Source organism: Neorhizobium sp. DAR64860/K0K1 (genome assembly GCF_050500205.1).
GTDB classification, from domain to species: domain Bacteria; phylum Pseudomonadota; class Alphaproteobacteria; order Rhizobiales; family Rhizobiaceae; genus Neorhizobium; species Neorhizobium soli.
In genome coordinates this window covers 980,364-998,004 of sequence record NZ_CP191459.1, presented here as the reverse complement: position 1 = coordinate 998,004, position 17,641 = coordinate 980,364, and the positions used below count along the sequence as shown (strand labels likewise).

Annotated in this window: 20 protein-coding genes; 8 read left to right on the top strand and 12 right to left on the bottom strand. The window is 61.7% G+C overall.

Annotated elements, in window-relative coordinates; translation table 11 throughout:
* Positions 1-8 precede the first annotated feature (8 nt).
* Positions 9-863, top strand: a complete 855-nt coding sequence (xdhC, locus tag ACQY1J_RS09555; protein ID WP_430251302.1) for a xanthine dehydrogenase accessory protein XdhC — start codon at positions 9-11, stop codon at positions 861-863.
* An 8-nt stretch (positions 864-871) separates the two neighbouring features.
* Here xdhC and ACQY1J_RS09550 read toward each other — a convergent pair whose 3' ends face one another.
* A complete protein-coding gene (locus tag ACQY1J_RS09550; protein WP_174196375.1) occupies positions 872-1,051 on the bottom strand; it encodes a hypothetical protein in 180 nt (59 codons plus the stop codon).
* 161 nt (positions 1,052-1,212) lie between these two features.
* On the opposite strand from ACQY1J_RS09550, the gene ACQY1J_RS09545 reads away from it, so the two are divergent.
* On the top strand, positions 1,213-2,109 hold the full coding sequence (locus tag ACQY1J_RS09545; protein ID WP_244476133.1) for a LysR substrate-binding domain-containing protein: 897 nt from the start codon (positions 1,213-1,215) through the stop codon (positions 2,107-2,109).
* Positions 2,110-2,122: 13 nt separating this feature from the next.
* Here the strand turns inward: ACQY1J_RS09545 and ACQY1J_RS09540 are convergent, their stop codons facing one another.
* From ACQY1J_RS09540 to ACQY1J_RS09530, 3 genes are all read right to left on the bottom strand, one after another.
* Complete coding sequence (locus ACQY1J_RS09540; protein WP_244508742.1) at positions 2,123-2,509, bottom strand: hypothetical protein; 387 nt, start codon at positions 2,507-2,509, stop codon at positions 2,123-2,125.
* Between the two features lie 179 nt (positions 2,510-2,688).
* Complete coding sequence (locus tag ACQY1J_RS09535) at positions 2,689-3,072, bottom strand: response regulator (protein WP_092660231.1); 384 nt, start codon at positions 3,070-3,072, stop codon at positions 2,689-2,691.
* Positions 3,073-5,079, bottom strand: coding sequence for a GAF domain-containing protein (locus tag ACQY1J_RS09530; RefSeq protein WP_430251301.1), 2,007 nt, complete (start codon positions 5,077-5,079; stop codon positions 3,073-3,075). It abuts the gene before it with no gap.
* Positions 5,080-5,258: 179 nt separating this feature from the next.
* Here ACQY1J_RS09530 and ACQY1J_RS09525 point away from each other — a divergent pair, with 179 nt between their 5' ends.
* Positions 5,259-6,212: a GGDEF domain-containing protein gene (locus ACQY1J_RS09525; protein WP_371816154.1), complete on the top strand. Its 954-nt coding sequence runs from the start codon at positions 5,259-5,261 to the stop codon at positions 6,210-6,212.
* A 5-nt stretch (positions 6,213-6,217) separates the two neighbouring features.
* On the opposite strand, the gene ACQY1J_RS09520 is transcribed toward ACQY1J_RS09525, so the two are convergent.
* Entirely contained in the window at positions 6,218-6,646 is a 429-nt protein-coding gene (locus ACQY1J_RS09520; protein WP_113166803.1) for a GFA family protein, read from the bottom strand.
* Positions 6,647-6,829: 183 nt separating this feature from the next.
* On the opposite strand from ACQY1J_RS09520, the gene puuD reads away from it, so the two are divergent.
* The 4 genes from puuD to ACQY1J_RS09500 all read left to right on the top strand — a co-directional run bounded on the left by puuD (position 6,830) and on the right by ACQY1J_RS09500 (position 13,043).
* Positions 6,830-8,071 carry a urate hydroxylase PuuD gene (puuD, locus tag ACQY1J_RS09515; RefSeq protein WP_113110798.1) on the top strand — a complete coding sequence of 414 codons (1,242 nt, stop codon included), beginning with the start codon at positions 6,830-6,832 and terminating at the stop codon, positions 8,069-8,071.
* Between the two features lie 8 nt (positions 8,072-8,079).
* The gene (guaD, locus tag ACQY1J_RS09510) at positions 8,080-9,423 is read left to right on the top strand and encodes a guanine deaminase (protein WP_430251300.1); all 1,344 of its coding nucleotides are present in this window, start codon (positions 8,080-8,082) and stop codon (positions 9,421-9,423) included.
* 315 nt (positions 9,424-9,738) lie between these two features.
* Positions 9,739-11,709 (top strand): methyl-accepting chemotaxis protein, encoded by a 1,971-nt coding sequence (locus ACQY1J_RS09505; RefSeq protein WP_430251299.1) that lies wholly within the window; start codon positions 9,739-9,741, stop codon positions 11,707-11,709.
* A 188-nt stretch (positions 11,710-11,897) separates the two neighbouring features.
* On the top strand, positions 11,898-13,043 hold the full coding sequence (locus ACQY1J_RS09500) for an alpha-hydroxy acid oxidase (RefSeq protein WP_430251298.1): 1,146 nt from the start codon (positions 11,898-11,900) through the stop codon (positions 13,041-13,043).
* A gap of 15 nt (positions 13,044-13,058) precedes the next feature.
* On the opposite strand, the gene ACQY1J_RS09495 is transcribed toward ACQY1J_RS09500, so the two are convergent.
* Positions 13,059-13,475: a response regulator gene (locus tag ACQY1J_RS09495; RefSeq protein WP_062455479.1), complete on the bottom strand. Its 417-nt coding sequence runs from the start codon at positions 13,473-13,475 to the stop codon at positions 13,059-13,061.
* Positions 13,476-13,675: 200 nt separating this feature from the next.
* Between ACQY1J_RS09495 and ACQY1J_RS09490 the strand changes: the two genes are divergently transcribed.
* On the top strand, positions 13,676-14,437 hold the full coding sequence (locus ACQY1J_RS09490) for an SDR family NAD(P)-dependent oxidoreductase (RefSeq protein WP_430251297.1): 762 nt from the start codon (positions 13,676-13,678) through the stop codon (positions 14,435-14,437).
* A 30-nt stretch (positions 14,438-14,467) separates the two neighbouring features.
* Here the strand turns inward: ACQY1J_RS09490 and ACQY1J_RS09485 are convergent, their stop codons facing one another.
* The 6 genes from ACQY1J_RS09485 to ACQY1J_RS09460 all read right to left on the bottom strand — a co-directional run bounded on the left by ACQY1J_RS09485 (position 14,468) and on the right by ACQY1J_RS09460 (position 17,630).
* A complete protein-coding gene (locus ACQY1J_RS09485; RefSeq protein WP_430251296.1) occupies positions 14,468-15,253 on the bottom strand; it encodes a hypothetical protein in 786 nt (261 codons plus the stop codon).
* Positions 15,254-15,373: 120 nt separating this feature from the next.
* Positions 15,374-16,120 carry a metallophosphoesterase family protein gene (locus ACQY1J_RS09480; RefSeq protein WP_430251295.1) on the bottom strand — a complete coding sequence of 249 codons (747 nt, stop codon included), beginning with the start codon at positions 16,118-16,120 and terminating at the stop codon, positions 15,374-15,376.
* The gene (gene uraH, locus ACQY1J_RS09475) at positions 16,120-16,476 is read right to left on the bottom strand and encodes a hydroxyisourate hydrolase (RefSeq protein ID WP_430251294.1); all 357 of its coding nucleotides are present in this window, start codon (positions 16,474-16,476) and stop codon (positions 16,120-16,122) included. Before uraH ends, ACQY1J_RS09480 begins: the two co-directional genes overlap by 1 nt.
* A complete protein-coding gene (locus ACQY1J_RS09470; protein WP_245341532.1) occupies positions 16,473-16,979 on the bottom strand; it encodes an ureidoglycolate lyase in 507 nt (168 codons plus the stop codon). Before ACQY1J_RS09470 ends, uraH begins: the two co-directional genes overlap by 4 nt.
* Position 16,980: 1 nt before the next feature.
* On the bottom strand, positions 16,981-17,343 hold the full coding sequence (locus ACQY1J_RS09465) for a HepT-like ribonuclease domain-containing protein (RefSeq protein ID WP_430251293.1): 363 nt from the start codon (positions 17,341-17,343) through the stop codon (positions 16,981-16,983).
* Positions 17,340-17,630: a nucleotidyltransferase family protein gene (locus ACQY1J_RS09460; protein ID WP_192086197.1), complete on the bottom strand. Its 291-nt coding sequence runs from the start codon at positions 17,628-17,630 to the stop codon at positions 17,340-17,342. Before ACQY1J_RS09460 ends, ACQY1J_RS09465 begins: the two co-directional genes overlap by 4 nt.
* Positions 17,631-17,641: the final 11 nt, after the last annotated feature.

Genomic DNA, 17,641 nt, shown 5'->3' with positions numbered 1-17,641 from the left:
CCCCAACCATGACCCTGCCGCTTGCCGCGTTTCTCGCCGCCAACCCCGCATCGGTCCTCGTCGCGATCGCTGAGGCGAAGGGCTCGACTCCGCGTGAGCGAGGTGCGTTCATGCTGGTCAGCAGCACTGCGATCTGGGGCACGATCGGTGGCGGCCAGTTCGAATATATGGCGATCGACAATGCCCGCTCTATCCTTGCAGGCTCAGGGGCGGTGGTGATGGATATTCCGCTCGGGCCCGAGATCGGCCAGTGCTGCGGCGGGCGCACAAAACTCGTGTTTACTGTCGTGACGCCTGAAGTCGCCTCAGATCTGCAAACCCGCATCCGCCACGAAGAGGGCGCGCGTCCCGAAATCTACCTGTTCGGCTGCGGCCATGTGGGTCTGGCGCTGGCACGCGCCCTCGTGCCCCTGCCCTTTGCCGTGACCGTCATCGAGACCCGGGCCGAGGCGCTGGAGGGTTTGCCGCCAGAAGTTTCCACAAAGCTGACCGCCATGCCGGAAGCGCATGTGGCAGAGATTGGGCCGGGTGGCGCGGCTGTCATCCTCACCCACGACCATGCGCTGGATTTCCTCATCGCCGAACGGGCGCTTTTGCGGGCAGACCTCGCCTATGTCGGCATGATCGGCTCGGCCACCAAGCGCGCCACATTCTCGAACTGGCTGCAGCGGCAGACGGAGAACCGCGACATGAGTTCGGCGATGATGTCCAGGCTGACGCTGCCGGTGGGCAGTGTGTCGGCTGATGGCAGCGTCAAGGACAAGCGCCCGGCCGTGATCGCAGCGCTCGTGGCCGCCGAACTGTTGCACCGCGTCCCGGCCCGGCATCCGGTCGAAAGTGTCTCGGCGCGTTCTTCGGTCTGACACGCGCCTCACGGAAAGCGCTGGTAGCGATCCACCTCGGCCCACGCCTCCGAACGGAAGCGACGCTTGACGGTGCTGGGCGTGATCCTCTCGTCGAGCAGACCGAAGGCCCGCAGTTCGTCCTCGCTGACATTCTCCACGTCGCACCGCTGGCGGGAGCCCGAGATCATCGATGTCAAAAAACCCACGCTTGTTTTCAGGCGCAGAAATGCAGCGCGCAAACCACTGAACATGGCCGCTTCTCCCTTGTTGAGTCATCACTGATTTGATGTTTGTGCTTGGAAGATGCGCGCAAAAATGCTCCGTTTCCAATGGAACATCCGTCTGTATGGATGAAGAGGGCTTATCCATGAAAATGTCGACGAACTTTCCGCTGAACGCTCTTCGCGTCTTCGAAGCGGCAGCGCGGCACCTGAGTTTCACCAGGGCCGGCGAAGAGCTGGGCATGACGCAGACGGCGGTGAGCTATCAGATCAAGCTTCTTGAGGAGACTTTGGGCGACCAGCTGTTCCTCCGCCGGCCGCGACAGGTGACATTGACGGCGGCAGGCGAGCGGCTGGCACCAAAAATATCGGAAGCGTTCGGCATCATGGACGAGGCTGTGGCGGGAACGAAGGAACTGTCAGAGAGCACGCTGGTCATCCACACGACCGCGACATTCGCATACCGGTGGCTCGCCCCTCATCTCGGCACATTCCAGATGCAGAACCCCGACATCGCGGTGCGGCTCGAAACCTCCCAGACCGTGGTGGACTTCACCCGGACCGAAGCCGACGTGGCGATCCGCAGCGGCACCGGCCATTGGCCGGGACTGACCTCGCATTTCCTGATGAAGAGCGATTTTACGCCGATGCTGAGCCCGGTGCTGGCCGAAACGATCGGCGGCGTTCGCGAGCCGGCCGACATCCTGAAGCTGCGGATCATCGACGCGGGCGATGTCTGGTGGCGGCTGTGGCTTGCCGCGGCCGGCATTCCCGATGCGGATCTCGGGGGACGACCGAACAGCCGTTTCGGGGCACAGGCTTTCGAGGCGGCGGCCGCGATCGCCGGACAGGGCGTAGCGATTCTGAAGCCTGAATTCTACGCCGACGACGTTGCACTCGGACGACTGATCCAGCCGTTCGAACTGAGGGCCTCGGACGGCAACGACTATTGGTTCGCCTATCAGGAGACGCGGCGGCATTCGAAGAAGATCCGCGCCTTCCGTGATTTCATGCGCCTTATGATGCCGAGTTTCAGAGACTGATCATGCTGCTCGTTCAAAAGCCCATGTCGGGCGCGTAGAAACAGCGCAGCGTGTCTTCCGTCGGATAGAGACAGATGTGATATTCGGAATCGGTGCTGCGACGGGCCTCGCTCTGCGGCAGCTGGAAATCATGGGTGCGGGTGACCAGACGGTGGTCACCGGGCTTCAGGATGATTTCGTAACCGCCGCTTGTGATCCTGACATTCCTGGTCGGGATCCTCTGGCAGTCGCCGGTATGATTGTTGCCGTTGCAGCAGTAGGACTCGTATTCGAAGCCGCTCACGGCCTCGTGCGCCCGCCCCTGTGGGATGGGAATGCCGAACGTGGATACACCGGATACAAACGCAATCACCGCGCCCGTTGGAAGGCACCGCCTGCTCGGCGTCATGTCGCTACGCATAAGCCTGTTCTCCGTTGATGAATGTCATCTCCGGCGACGTGCTCAACGCAATACCCGGCACCGCCGGAGGACTTGCAAAGCTTACAATACGCGAGTCGGCTGGTGCCGCTAAACTAAATAGTGCGGCGCACAACTTGCGTATTAGATTTTTCTCAAGGAAACGACACTCAGGCCGGTATTCAGAGGTGCGAGACCATCCGGTGCAGCTGGGCGGCGATCTTGGCGGCATCGTAGGGCTTGCTGTAGAACACGCTGCGGGCCGGCATATCGTCCTTGCCGAGCTTCACATGGCCGGACACGATGATGATCTCGATCGGCGGCCAGCGGTCGCGCACCATGGCGGCCAGCCGCATTCCGTTCATGCTGCCCGGCATATCGATGTCGGTAAAGACGATGCGGATATCCTTACGTTCCTGGAGAATTTCGACTGCCTGATCGGCACTTCGAGCCTCGACGGCTTCGAAACCGGCTTCTTCTACGAGGTCCGTCGCCATCATCAAGAGCAGCGGTTCGTCCTCAACTACGAGTACGACGTGCCTGGAAGGCGGGGTATGTGATCCCATTCAGATATCTGCCTGCTGGAGCTGAGGGAGAGACGCGTGCATCTGGGCGACGAAGCCCGATGGTTCATAACGAACGTTAACGCCGCCTGTTCCGGCCAGTCCCATACGAATAAGTTTCGATCCAAACCCATTGGCCTGCGGTTCGGCAACCTGGGGCCCGCCGCTTTCCTGCCAGCTGAAGTTGAACGAAGAGAGATCGTCCTCGCCTTCCACGTGCCAGTTGATGGCAACGCGGCCTGTCGTGTTGGAGAGACTGCCATACTTGATCGCGTTGGTGGCAAGCTCGTGCAGCACGAGCGACAGCGACAGCGTACCCTTGGGTCCAAGCATGATAGGGTCGCCGACAATGTCGATCCGCTCGCGCACGGAGAGACGGTCGAGCGTCTTTTCAACGACGTTGGAAACCGGGGCACTGCTCCAGTTGCGCTCGAGAAGGATTTCGTGTGCGGTGCTCAGCGCATGCAGGCGACGCTCGAAAGCGTCCACGTGGTTGCGTTCCTTAACCGGACGCAGGGTCTGGGAGGCGATGGCCTGCACCATGGCAAGCGTGTTTTTCAGACGGTGCCCGAGCTCACGCTGCAGGACCATCTGTTCGGCCTCGGCATGCACGCGGGCAATCGCTGCCTGGATGCGATCGCCAAAGCTGCGCAGGAAGGCCAGTTCTTCGGTGCTCCACGCATAGGGATGCGTGTGATGGGCGAACACGACCAGATTGAAACGCCCCTGATCCATGATCGGCACATTGACGAGGACGCGGATATCGAGATCCAGCAGTGCCTGCGCATTGTCGCGGGTTCTCGGGTCCTGCGTGACATCGGGGATGACGACGGGGTTGCCAAGCCTCAGATCGTTGATGAACGAGCCGTAATCACGGAAGTGATGCCGGCCGGAAAGAGACACGACACCGGGCGCCGTCCATTCCGGCTGCATCAGCACCGTCTCGTCAGCAAGGTTGACGATGCCGAAACCGGCGCGGGTGGCATCCAGTGCCTTGGCCATCAGGTCGGCCGCCGCCATCGCCATGGACTCTGTGTCGGTCAGATGATTGAGACGGTCGCCGAGATCGAGCAGAGCCTGGACGCGGGCGGCCGCCCGCTTGATGACTGTGACGTCCTTCACCGCACCGATCATCTTGATCGGCCGTCCGCTCTCGTCGTGAACGAAACTGGCGGTGCGCGAAATCCAGCGGATTCCGACATCCGTGTTGATGCGATACTCGACGTCGAGCGAATCCGTGGCCTCCCGCCGGCCGAGGTCACTCGACTGCAAGCCCCGGTCGCTCTCCACGACCATTCCCTCAAACAGGGAGGACGGATAGATCGGTGCGACGGGCAGATGGAAGATGCGGCAAAAGGCCGGCGACGTCTTGGCCTGACCGGTCTCGATATCCACTTCGAACGTGCCGACGCCGCCAGCCTCCTGGGCAGCCAGCGTCTCGTTTGCAGCGGCCCGCATATGCGATGTCAGGCTCTTCTGCCGGCGAAACAGATCGTCCTTGCGCTGCGACAGCCGGCGCGCTTCAAACAGCGCAATCACCTGGCCTGCAAGCGCGCGCAGTCCTTCGCGTTGTTCGTTGTCGAGACCGTGCGGCCGCGGCACACTGTCGATGACGCAGAGGCTGCCGATGGTGATATTGTCGGGTGTGATCAGCGGTGCGCCCGCGTAAAAGCGGATGAATGGCTCGCCGGTCACCAGCGTGTTGTAGCACGTGCGCGGATCGTCCTTGAGATCGGGAATGATCAGAAGATCGGAACTGGCGAGCGCATGGCGGCAGACCGACTGGGAGAGCGGCGTTTCAGACGGGCTGAACCCGACACGCGCCTTGAACCACTGGCGTTCCGCATCGACAAGACTGATCAGCGCCACCGGCGCCTTGCAAAGCGCGGTGGCGATCTGGACGATCCCGTCGAACTCCGGTTCAGACGGAGAATCCATGATGTCGTAGGCTTCGAGGGCCTCGAGACGATCGAGAAGGGCGGCGTGTTCGTCGAGATCGGCGATGAGCAAGGGAAACTCTGAAAATTGCAATTGACGCTAAGATAGGGCGCAAAAATGATTTGTCACCACTGCACGGTCACTGCTGCTGCTCAACCGCGTATACCGCGGGTTGAAACAAATTGCCTAACTGATCATTCATAAGTAACAGCTAAGAAATACGCAGACAGAGACTCACATTCTGGGACATCATGGCCTTGAACGACGACGCGACGCTGCGGCAGATGGCCGGGCTGATGGAAGTTGCAGGCGTCCTGATCGCAGTGTTCGATCAGGACGACAGGCTACGTTTCGCCAATCGTGCGTTCCGGGACGCCTGGTGCCTCGACGAGACCGAAAATCCGCTCTGGTCGGAGATGATGCGCCGCAATTTCCTGTCAGCGCGCGGCACGGTCATCAAGGCGACGGATTTCGAGACATGGCTGCGCTCCACCCTTTCGCGGCGCGGCAAGACCGGCTTTCGCGCCTACGAAACCGACCTTCACGACGGCCGCTGGCTCTGGATGACGGAAACCATGCAGCCGAACGGCTGGATGCTGTGCGTTGCAAGTGACATCACCTCGATGCGCCCCGACGAAAGAACGCTCCGGCAGGACCGCGACGACGCGATCAGGGTCTCCCAGATCGACGAACTGACCGGCATTCCAAGCCGGCGGTTCGCGATGGCAAAGATCGACGATCTGTTGCGCTCGCAAGGTGGGGCGCCATCGCAGCCGGCCGGATGCCTGGCCGTGCTCGACATCGACAATTTCAAATATATCAACGACCGTTTCGGCCATTCGGTCGGCGATGCGGTGCTGAAGGACTTTGCCAAGACACTGCACAGCCATGTGCGAAAGACCGACGTACTCGGCCGTGTCGGCGGCGAGGAATTCGTGCTGATCCTGCCCAATGCATCACCGGAAAACGCGCTGACGATCGTCGGCAAGATGCTGGAGGCGGTGCGTCACTCGCGGCCCGTCGCGGAACAGCAGAGCTTCCGCTACACGTTTTCTGCAGGCATCGCGTCCGGCGACAGCGGCGATAGCGCCGCAGACCTCTACCGGCGCGCCGACTTGGCCCTTTATGCCGCCAAGATGCGGGGCCGCAACCAGGTCTGCCTCGATCCGGAAACACGCCTGGGACGGATTACTGCCGCTGTCTGACAGCCTCAGGATGTCGAGTATCTGAGGACACCTGCAATCCCCGAATTTGGATCGGCACCCGTATCGGCCGGATGACGGACGCCGTCCATGACCGTCACTTCGGGGAAATCGAACGGACTGACACCTTCGATGCAGGCGACATTGATGCCGAACTGCTCCGGATTTGAGCGTCGCTGGTGATGGGTATAGATGCCGCAGGTCTTGCAGAAATAGTGTTTCGCAGTCCCCGTATTGAACTGATAGAGCGTCAGGCTGTCCTCGCCCTCAAGGATGGTGAGATCGCTCAGCAGCGCAGAGGCAACGACGGCTCCCCGCATGCGGCAAAACGAGCAGTCACAGCGCCGGATCGTGTTGAACCCATCCGACAACTTGACCCGCAAGCGCACCGCGCCGCAGTGGCACGAGGCATGATGGGGTTCTGCGGTTTCGCTCATGGGTAGCTCCTCGATCCTGATACGCCCGAAAGCTAGTCCGGATGGACGGGCACGGCAACCTCGCCCGCTACCCTCATTGCCATATGATCTGTATCGGAATGACGGCGGCGTCCGCCCCTCTTCCCTCGCGATCCTTTTTTGCCCAAAGTGCGCTGCAGGGGAACTGAATCGGGAACACACGGAATGTACGAATACGCGATCGCCTGGGAATGGCTGAGCTTTGCAGCGCGCTGGTTTCACGTCATCACTGCGATCGCCTGGATCGGCTCGTCCTTCTACTTCATTGCGCTTGATCTCGGGCTGGTGAAGCGGGCGCATCTTCCCGTCGGTGCCTATGGCGAGGAATGGCAGGTGCATGGCGGCGGCTTCTATCACATCCAGAAATATCTGGTGGCGCCGGCGCAGATGCCGGAACACCTGACCTGGTTCAAGTGGGAAAGCTACGCCACCTGGCTCTCCGGCTTCCTGATGCTGTGTATCGTCTATTATGGCGGCGCAGACCTGTTCCTGATCGACCGCACGGTGATGGACCTGTCATCCCTGCAGGCGATCGGCCTTTCGCTGGCGTCACTCGGTATCGGCTGGGTCATCTATGACCAGCTGTGCAAATCGCCTGTCGGCAAGAATACCTGGGCGCTGATGGGCATTCTCTATGTGGTTCTGGTCGCGATGGCCTGGGGCTACACGCAGATCTTTTCCGGCCGGGCGGCCTTCCTGCATCTCGGCGCCTTCACCGCCACGATCATGTCTGCCAACGTCTTCATGATCATCATGCCCAACCAGCGCATCGTCGTCGCCGACCTGATCGCCGGGCGCACGCCCGATCCGAAATACGGCGCGATTGCCAAGCAGCGTTCGCTGCACAACAACTACCTGACCCTGCCCGTCATCTTCTTCATGCTGTCGAACCATTATCCGCTGGCGTTTGCCACCCATTTCAACTGGGTGATCGCGGCGCTGATCTTCCTGATGGGCGTGACGATCCGGCACTGGTTCAACACAACACATGCGCGCAAGGGCAAGCCGACCTGGACCTGGCTGGTGACGGTGCTCCTGTTCATCACCATCATGTGGCTTTCGACGGTGCCGAAAGTGCTGACCGGCGAGACCGAGATATCGAGCGCATCGGCCATGACGCCGATCCAGCAGACATTCGCATCCGACACGCATTTCGTCGCGGCGCGCAACGTCGTTCAGGGGCGCTGTTCGATGTGCCATGCAGCAGAGCCGGTCTGGGAGGGCATCACCTTCACGCCAAAATCGGTGAAGCTGGAAACCGATGCGGAGATTGCTGCCCACGCCCGCGAGATCTATATCCAGGCCGGCCGGAGCCACGCCATGCCGCCAGGCAACGTGTCCGCCATCACCCCCGAGGAGCGCCGTCTTCTCGTTGCGTGGTATGAAAGTGCAATAGCGTCGAAATAGAGTTTTAGATGACCAATTCCCTGATCCGCGGCCGCCTTCTTTCATTCAAGCGTGCGCCCCTCGCGATGACCGATACCGACAGCTATTCGCACGAGCACGACGGCGCCCTCCTCGTGTCCGGCGGCCGGATCACCGCAACCGGCGACTACGCGCAGGTCAAGGCGCAGGCGCCAGCCGATATCGAGGAGATCGATCACCGGCCGCACCTCATCCTGCCGGGGATGATCGACACCCATGTGCATTTTCCGCAGATGCAGGTGATTGCGTCCTATGCCGGCAACCTTCTGGAATGGCTCAACACCTACACATTCCCCGAGGAATGCCGCTTCGTCGAGAGCGATCACGCGACGCGCATCGCCACGCATTTCTACGACGAGTTCCTGCGCCACGGCACGACGACGGCGGTTGCCTATTGCTCCGTCCACAAGACTTCCGCCGACGCCTTTTTCGCCGAGGCGATGAAGCGCAACATGTGCATGGTCGGCGGCAAGGTGATGATGGATCGCAATGCGCCGCAGGGCCTGCTCGATACCGCCGAGATGGGCTATGACGAAACCAGAGCCGTGATTGCCGAATGGCATGGCAAGGGCCGCAACCACGTCGCCATCACGCCGCGCTTTGCGATCACCTCGACGCCGGGCCAGATGAAGGCGGCGGAGGCTTTGGCGCAGGAATTCCCCGACCTGTTCATCCAGACCCACCTTTCGGAAAACCACGACGAAATCAAATACACCGCCGAGCTCTATCCGGAAGCGACGGACTATACCGACATCTATGCCCGTTACGGCCTGCTGGGGAAAAAGACGCTGCTCGGCCACGCCATCCATCTCTCCGAGCGTGAGGCAGATGCGCTGTCGGAAGCCGGCAGCATTGCCGTGCATTGCCCGACCTCCAACCTGTTCCTCGGTTCCGGCCTGTTTCCGCTGAAAGCCTTGAGGAGGCGCGAAAAGCCCGTCCGTGTTTCCGTCGCGACCGATATCGGCGGCGGTTCCAGCTATTCGATGCTGAAGACCATGGACGAGGCCTACAAGATACAGCAACTGCTGGGCGAACGTCTCAATCCGCTCGAAAGCTACTACCTGATGACCCGCGGCAATGCCGAGGCGCTGGGCATGGAGGCCGACATCGGCACGCTCGACATCGGATCGATGGCCGACCTCGTCATCCTCGACGCCGGATCGACACCCGCAATGCGGCTTCGGATGGAGACGGTGAAGACCCTGCCCGAAGAGCTGTTCCTGCTGCAGACCATGGGCGACGACCGCGCGGTGGTGGAAACCTATGTTGCGGGCAAGGCGATGAAGACGGGGCTGGGCGGCGATGAAATGCAGACTGGTGCCGTGGAGGCCTGACGTCTCGAAGTAGCCGGGCTGTCGGGACAGGATACCCCATCCCTCCGGGCGCAACCGGCGAACGAAACACCAAGTCTAGAATCCAGTCGTGATGCATTTTCACTGTAATATCAGCGCTTAATTATATTTAAACTATAACTTATTACGCCTGTCTGCGACAGAATATCCCCTGGCAGCCATGAAGGCAGAGCGCAGCTGTCATGCCACACAAGTTTGCCTGACCAATCGATCAGTTTGCATGCGCTCCAGCGATCCCGGCTGGCGCCAGCAACGCTGATGGAATGGAGGCTTCTCCGCTACTCCACGAGGGGTTCTATGTCGTTTTTGAAAAATGCGAGTATTCGCACCAAAATACTGTCTGTCCTTATCCCGCTCTGCGTCGTTGGCCTGGGCGCTACAAGCTTCGTTGCAAGCCGCTACAAGACTGCCGATACCAGCTACTCCGATTTTATTTCGACAGACACCGTTGCGGCTGTGGAAATGGCCCGCGCCAACCGCAATCTTGCGGCGACGGGCTATGCCGCCTACCAGACCCTTGCCTATCCCAAGGGCAGCGAGGGGATGACGGCTGCCACTGCTTTCTACAAGGAAAGCAAAACCAACCTGATGGTGCGTCTCGAGCATATCCGTACACTCGTGCCAACCAGAGCGGCAGACCTCGACCCGCTCGTGACCCGCGTCAAGGCAGTCCTCACGCTGACTGACGAGGCTGTTGCCCTCGGTGAAAACGACCAGGACGAAATCGCCAAGGCAGCTCTTGTGAAGGTCGATCAGCAGGTTCTGCCGCTGGCGAAGGACCTCGCGGCATTCCTCGAGCGGTTGAGCGCAGATGTGAATACCAAGAGCAACGCGATCACCGACGAAACGAACTCGACGATCTTCAACGCACTGCTCGTTCTCGCAGTCGTGTTTTCGGCCGGTATCGTCGGAGCGCTCCTCGTCTCCGCCAAGGGCATCACCAAGCCGATTGCCAACCTGCGCGAACGCATGGCGTCATTGGCACGGGGTGAAACAGAGGCACCGATCGAAGGTCAGGATCGCCGCGACGAGCTTGGCGCCATGGCGGCAGCCGTTGCCGTGTTCCGCGACAACGCGCTGGAGCGCATCCGTCTCGAACGCGAAGCCGATGCCAACCGCAGCCTGTCCGATCGCGAACGCATCGAACGCGACGCGCAGAAGGCAAAGGACGCAGCTGACACACAGTTCGCGGTGGACCAGCTTGCCGGCGGACTGGCAAAGCTTGCGCAGGGTGATGTCGCCTACCGCCTCGACACGCCGTTCGTCGCGCATCTTGATGCACTGCGCAACAACTTCAACGATTCGGTTGCCAACCTTCAGGAAACCCTGCAGGCCGTCGGCAACAATGCCCGCGGCATCGACGGCGGCGCCAATGAGATCCGTGCGGCCGCCGACGATCTGTCCAAGCGCACCGAACAGCAGGCTGCTTCGGTCGAAGAAACCGCCGCAGCGCTGGAGCAGATCACCACAACGGTGAAGGATTCCAGCAAGCGCGCCGAAGAAGTCGGCAACCTCGTCACCAAGGCCCGTGCCGGCGCCGAGCGTTCCGGCGCAGTCGTGCGCGATGCGGTCACCGCCATGCAGGGGATCGAAAAGTCCTCGGGCGAGATCTCCAGCATCATCGGCGTCATCGACGAAATCGCCTTCCAGACCAACCTTTTGGCCCTGAACGCCGGTGTCGAAGCCGCGCGCGCCGGTGAAGCGGGCAAGGGTTTCGCCGTCGTCGCACAGGAAGTCCGCGAACTCGCACAGCGCTCTGCCAAGGCCGCCAAGGAGATCAAGGAACTGATCACCGCATCAAGCGAGCATGTCCGCTCCGGCGTCCACCTGGTCGGCGAGACCGGCAAGGCGCTGGAAGTCATCGTCGCCGAAGTTCAGGAGATCAACCGCCACGTCAACGCGATCGTCGACTCCGCGCGCGAACAGGCGGTCGGGCTGCAGGAGATCAACACGGCGGTCAACACGATGGACCAGGGCACCCAGCAGAACGCCGCCATGGTGGAAGAATCGACAGCGGCCAGCCACTCCCTTGCCAAGGAAGCAGCCTCGCTGAACGACCTCCTGTCGCGCTTCAACCTCGGCCAGGGCGAAAACCGCTCCGCATCGAACGGTCGTCGCGGCCATGCTCCGTCGGCTCCGATGGCCGTATCGCCGGCCTCGCGCCAGACACCATCGCCGGCACGAGCACTCGGCAACCGCATCGCTTCAGCCTTCGGCGGCGGTTCGTCATCGGCCGCGGCACAGGCCCAGTCCTGGGAAGAATTCTGAGGCTCAGCCACAAAACCCGGCCACAGATTGAGTAAACTACGACGGGCGGCCTTGGCCGCCCGTTTTCCGTTGCGGCGCGGCACCTGCGGTGCGGTTGAGAAAACTGCTCCCCCAAACCGACGTTTCCGCTGGCAAGGTCGCCCGGATATGGTAGTTGTCGGACAACCATCGAGGAGGAAGTTTTGCGCATGTCCAAGCCGCTGACCATTGCCGATCTGAAGACCATGGCTCGCCGTCGTGTGCCCAAGATGTTCTTCGATTATGCCGATAGTGGCGCCTGGACCGAAGGCACCTACCGTGCCAACGAGGATGACTTTTCCAAGATCAAGCTGCGCCAGCGGGTGCTGGTCGACATGACCAACCGATCGCTGGCAACGACGATGGTGGGACAGGCGGCGGCGATGCCCGTGGCGCTCGCGCCGACCGGAATGACCGGCATGCAGCATGCCGATGGCGAGATGCTGGCAGCCCAGGCGGCCGAAGAATTTGGCGTTCCCTTCACGCTGTCCACCATGAGCATCTGCTCGATCGAGGATGTGCGCTCGGTCACCACCAAGCCGTTCTGGTTCCAGCTCTACGTGCTCAAAGACCGTGGCTTTATCGAACGGCTGATCGGCCGCGCCAAGCAGGCCGGCTGCTCGGCGCTGGTCGTGACCGCCGATCTGCAGATCCTCGGCCAGCGCCACAAGGACATCCGCAACGGCCTGTCGGCACCGCCCAAATGGACGCTGAACAGTGCCCTGCAGCTGGCGACCAGGCCGCAATGGTGCCTGGAAATGCTGCGCACCAAGCGTCGCGGTTTTGGCAATATCGTGGGGCATGCGAGCAACGTTTCGGACCTGTCGTCGCTCGGTGCCTGGACCGCCGAACAGTTCGACCCGCGCCTGTCCTGGGACGATATCCGCTGGATCAAGGATCTGTGGGGCGGCAAGCTGATCATCAAGGGCATTCTCGACGAGGAAGACGCACGCGCCGCAGCCGATACCGGCGCCGATGCGATCATTGTCTCCAACCACGGCGGCCGCCAGCTGGATGGCGCCCCCTCTTCGATCAGCATGCTGCCGAAGATTGTCGATGCCGTCGGCGACCGTATCGAGGTGCATTTCGACGGCGGGATCCGCTCCGGTCAGGATGTGCTCAAAGCCGTGGCGCTCGGAGCCAAGGGCACCTATATCGGCCGGCCCTTCCTCTATGGCCTCGGCGCAATGGGCAAGCCGGGCGTGACTGCAGCGCTCGACATCATCCGCAAGGAAATGGACATCTCGATGGCCTTGTGCGGAAAGCGCGATATCGAAACCTGCGGCCGCGACATCATTGCCGACGTGAGGTTCTGATTTCTTCTTCTGAGCCTAGGCCCACAGTCTGCCGCAGGGCCAGGCCTGGGACGACCGGGTCGATGCCTGGGCAATCCGTGCCGCGAGCATGTCGAGCATTTTCGGCAGGTCATAGGGTTTGGGAATGAACGCGCAGCCGGGTTGAAGCTCGGCTTCGCACAGGACATGACCGCCTGACGTGACGATGACGGCGGTATCCCGGTAGCAGCTGCAGATCAGCTTCATCAGGTCGAAACCGTCGAGGGCGCCGGGCATGTCGATATCGGTAATGACCGCGTCAACGGTTCGGGACTGCCCAAGGACGGCCACCGCCTCGAGCACGTTCGATGCCTCGAGAACCGTATAGCCGGCATCCTCCAAAGTGTCTGCCAGATGCAGCCGGATTAGGGGCTCATCTTCTACGACAAGCACGGTACGCTGATACAAAGCCATGTTCGCCTCCGATGTAGTTCGCTCCCTCAACGCCTGCCATCTGATTTCGATGTGTCCCGTCCGTCAGTCTTTGCTAACAATATTAATAAAATGCGAACAATCGCATATTCGCCGCGTCTGCCGGTGGAACCGCGCCCCGTTCCTGCCCGTTCGAAGCCTTGGAGGATGGACCTAACAGCATCGCTTACAAGGAGAATTTCATGCAGCGCTTCAGCGAAAAAGTCGTCATCGTCACGGGCGCGGGATCGGGCATCGGCAAGGCGACCGCAGAACGGTTTCTGGATGAGGGCGCCTTCGTCGTGATCGCCGGCCGCACCCCCGAAAAGCTCGAGGCGGTTGCCGCGCCCTACCCCGAGGACCGCGTTCTCGTGCAGGCCTGCGACATGGCGGACGAGGACCAAGTGAACGATCTGGTCGAGGCCGCGGTCAAGACGTTCGGTCGCGTGGACACTCTCGTCAACAATGCAGGTGTAGCGGTGCAGGGCGATGTGTCATCGCTCTCGACCAGCGACTGGCGCAAGGTGATGGCGACCGATCTCGACGGCGTGTTCTTTGCCAGCCGGGCGGCAATCCCGCATTTGAAGACGACCAGAGGCTCGATCGTGAACGTCGCGTCTGTTTCCGGCACCGGTGGCGACTGGGGCATGGCGGCCTACAATGCCGCCAAGGGTGGTGTCGTCAATCTCACACGTGCGATGGCGCTGGATCACGGCAAGGACGGCATTCGCGTCAACGCGGTCTGCCCGAGCCTGACCCGCAGCGGCATGACGGACAGCATCATGGACAATCAGAAACGGCTGGCCCAGTTCAACGCGCGCTTTGCGCTGGAAGGCCCCTGCGAGCCGGCCGATGTCGCCGCCGTGATCGCGTTTCTGGCGAGCGACGATGCGCGCTTCGTGACGGGCGTCAACCTGCCGGTCGATGGCGGGATCTCTGCGTCCAACGGCCAGCCTTCGAAGTAAGGTGGAGGCCCGGCGAAAAGCGGCTGAGGCTCAGGAGCACCAGCCGGACTTGCCGGCGCCCGGGCGCTTCGCCAGTCCCTCTTTGACGAGGATATCGGCAAGCGAGCGGCCGTTGCGGGTGACTTCGCGCAACTGGTGACCGTCCACCGCCGCATCATTGCCGCGCCAGCTCATCAGGTCGAACGGACCGGAATCGAGGAACGCGCGGACCCGGAGCTTGGCATCGCTCGCCTTGATCCGCTCGGCCTCGCAGCGGGGTTTGGCGATATTGGGGACTTCGACGCCGACCAGCCGGATCTTCTGACCATGGAGGACGAAGCGGTCGGCGGACACGACGCAGTCGTCCTGCTTGGCGGTGCCGCAGAGAAAGAATTTTGCCTCATAGGCGCCGGCGAGCTTTTCGCCCACTCTCGGCGCCCCCGGCTGAGCCGCCGACTGTGCGGCAACCGCGTCGAGCCCCGGCTTGCCGATCGGCGCCGGCGGAATGATCGCGGCCGTCTGGCTCTGGTCTATCGCAGCGGCCGGCCGCGGCGTGACCGGGCGCGGCAGGGGCGCAGCAGCAACGACCGGTTTCGGCGGCACCGGATTGTCATCGCGCTGCACCGGCTTCGAGGCCGTCTGAACGGGCTTTGAAGTGGTGAGACCGGTCACGAACCGGCGCGCGGCAGTCGAATGATCATAGAGCGCGATCGAGCCGCCGACCACGACAAGGGCTGCCCCCCAGAGCCAGAGCGAACCGCCCGAACGCGAGGAAGAGCGTTTGGTCCCGGCGCTGCGCTTGCGTTTCGCAGCCGGTTTTGCGCGTGATTGAGCCATCGAATCATCCCCTGTCTCGTCGCAGGGGAGTATCTGGAAGAAGCCTTGCGGAATGGTTTCCGTCGGAATTTTAGCCGTGGATAGAGAATTGAAGGGGCATGGGCGCGGCCCGTCCGCCCCTCACACCCTGCCGGTCGCGAGTGCACTTGCCCAGTCGGGACGGTCGTTTTTAGCGGCGAGCCGCGACATTGCCATGTGATCGTAGGCGACGGTGTGCAGTGTCGGCGCCCAGCCTTTGTTGGTCTTTTCGATCACCGCGTAGGAGGCGAGAGCATGGGCCGTTTCGACCTTGTGATAGACCGGCGCATCGTCGTCATAGGCGGGCTGGCCGACGCTGCCGGGATTGACGATCAGCCGGCCATCGGAGAGCTGGACGACGCGAGCGACATGGCTGTGACCGCAGAGGATCAGCGATTGCGCGATGCCTTCGGCCAGCGCTTCGATCTCGGCTTGCGGCCGTAGCGTAACGTGGCCGTCCGAGGACACCGTTTCGAGCCAGTAGAGATTGTCGTTCTCCGGCGTCGCATGGCACAGGTAAACGTCGTCGCGCCAGACCTTGGTGAAAGGCAGTTTGCGCAGCCATTCGAAATGCCGCGATGCCAGCTGCCCGTGCGCGTGCCGATCCGAGGCCGCCAAGGCGTCGGGTGGCGTTTCCAGGAGGTAGCGATCGTGGTTGCCGCGCACGGTTTGCGTTGCGGCTTCATCGAGAAGCAGCAGCAGGTCACCGGTCCGGTCCGCCTCCAGCGGGCCGCTGAAGCAGTCGCCGAGGTTGACGATGTCGCGGATGCCGAGCTCTGCGATATCGTCGAGCACCGCCTGGAGTGCGGCGCAGTTTCCGTGGATATCGGCGATCGCGGCAAACCGCATCAACTCCCCCTGTAGGTGGAGTAGCCATAGGGGGAGATCAGCAGCGGCACATGGTAATGGGCCGAGACATCGGACATGCCGAAGCGGATCGGGATGACGTCGAGAAATGCCGGCTCGGTCAGCGAGACACCGCGGGCACGCAGATAATCGCCGGCATGGAAGACAAGCTCGAATACGCCGATGACGAAGGTTTCGCCGGACAGGATCGGTCCGCCATCAATGCGTCCATCGGTATTGGTCGTGACCGTCAACAGTTTTTCGCGAACGTCGCCGTCGATGCGGTAGAGGTCGATGACGAGCCCCGAGGCAGGCGCACCGCTCGCGGTATCGAGCACATGGGTGGTGAGGCCGGTCATAGGCTGGGCTCCGTGATGCGATAGGGTGTTTCGAAGAAGAATTCTTCGAGATTGGCGGCCGTGTTGTCGCGATCGACGACGAGAAAATCGCTGATCTCACCCAGCGCCATCAGCGGATGATGCCAGGTGTTGGCGAAATAGTTCACGCCCTGATGCGGCTGCGCCAGAAAGATTTTTGGGCGCCCCGGCCGACCGTCCTCGTCATCGGAAACGCCCACCAGAAACGGCCGCCCCGAGAGCGGCATGAAACTCTGGCTGCCGAACGGATGCCGCTCCATCATCCCCACTTCGTGGGGAAAACTCCGCGGCTGGCCGCGAAAAATGTTGAAGATCAGCCGCTCGGCCGGCCCGACCACAACTGGTGAGGCAAGCCCGTGATAGCGCTCCGTCGTGCCGTTGTTGATCAGCCGCATCGTCGCCGGATCGGCCTCGATCACATCGCCATAGGCTGCGAAAGCGGCTTTGGTGAGCGGGAGGATGCGGAGGGTTTCATGGTCGGTCAAATCATTCGCCTTGGGCATGGAAGTTGCGCAGAGATTGGAGTTGGTCGAGAAGGTCGGGAAGATCGATCGTCACCGTGCGCCACACCGTATCGACGTCGATATCGAAATACTGATGCGCTACCCGATTGCGCATTGCCCTGATATCCTGCCACGGCACCTCCGGGTGAGCGGCGGCGAATTCGGGAAACCTGTCCATGATTTTCGTCACGCATTCGCCGATCGCCGCGATGTTGGCGATTACCGCATCCTGCGTCCGCTGGTCCGCTCCGAATGATACGCGGTCCGCACCGTCGACATAAGCAATAGCGCGTGATCCCGCGACAGACATCCGCTCTAGGTAGACCTCCAGCCGACCGCCCGTCATATGGCAAGCGCTTCAGAAACGATCCGCTCGCGTAAATTGGGCGGAAAGTCTCCGGGCACCTTGATATCGACGGGAACGCCGAGTGCTTCTTCGAGCTCCCATTGCAGCCCGCCAAGGGTGAAAAGCGATGTATCCGGCGACGGGTCGACCAGAATATCCAGATCGCTTCCGGCATGATCCTCGCCCCGCAGGACGGAACCGTAGACGCGCGCGTTGAAGACCTGCCGACGGGCGACAATCTCCCGGATCACTCCCCTGTTCTTCTCCAGCGCTTCCGACGGTCTCATGTGGCCACCAC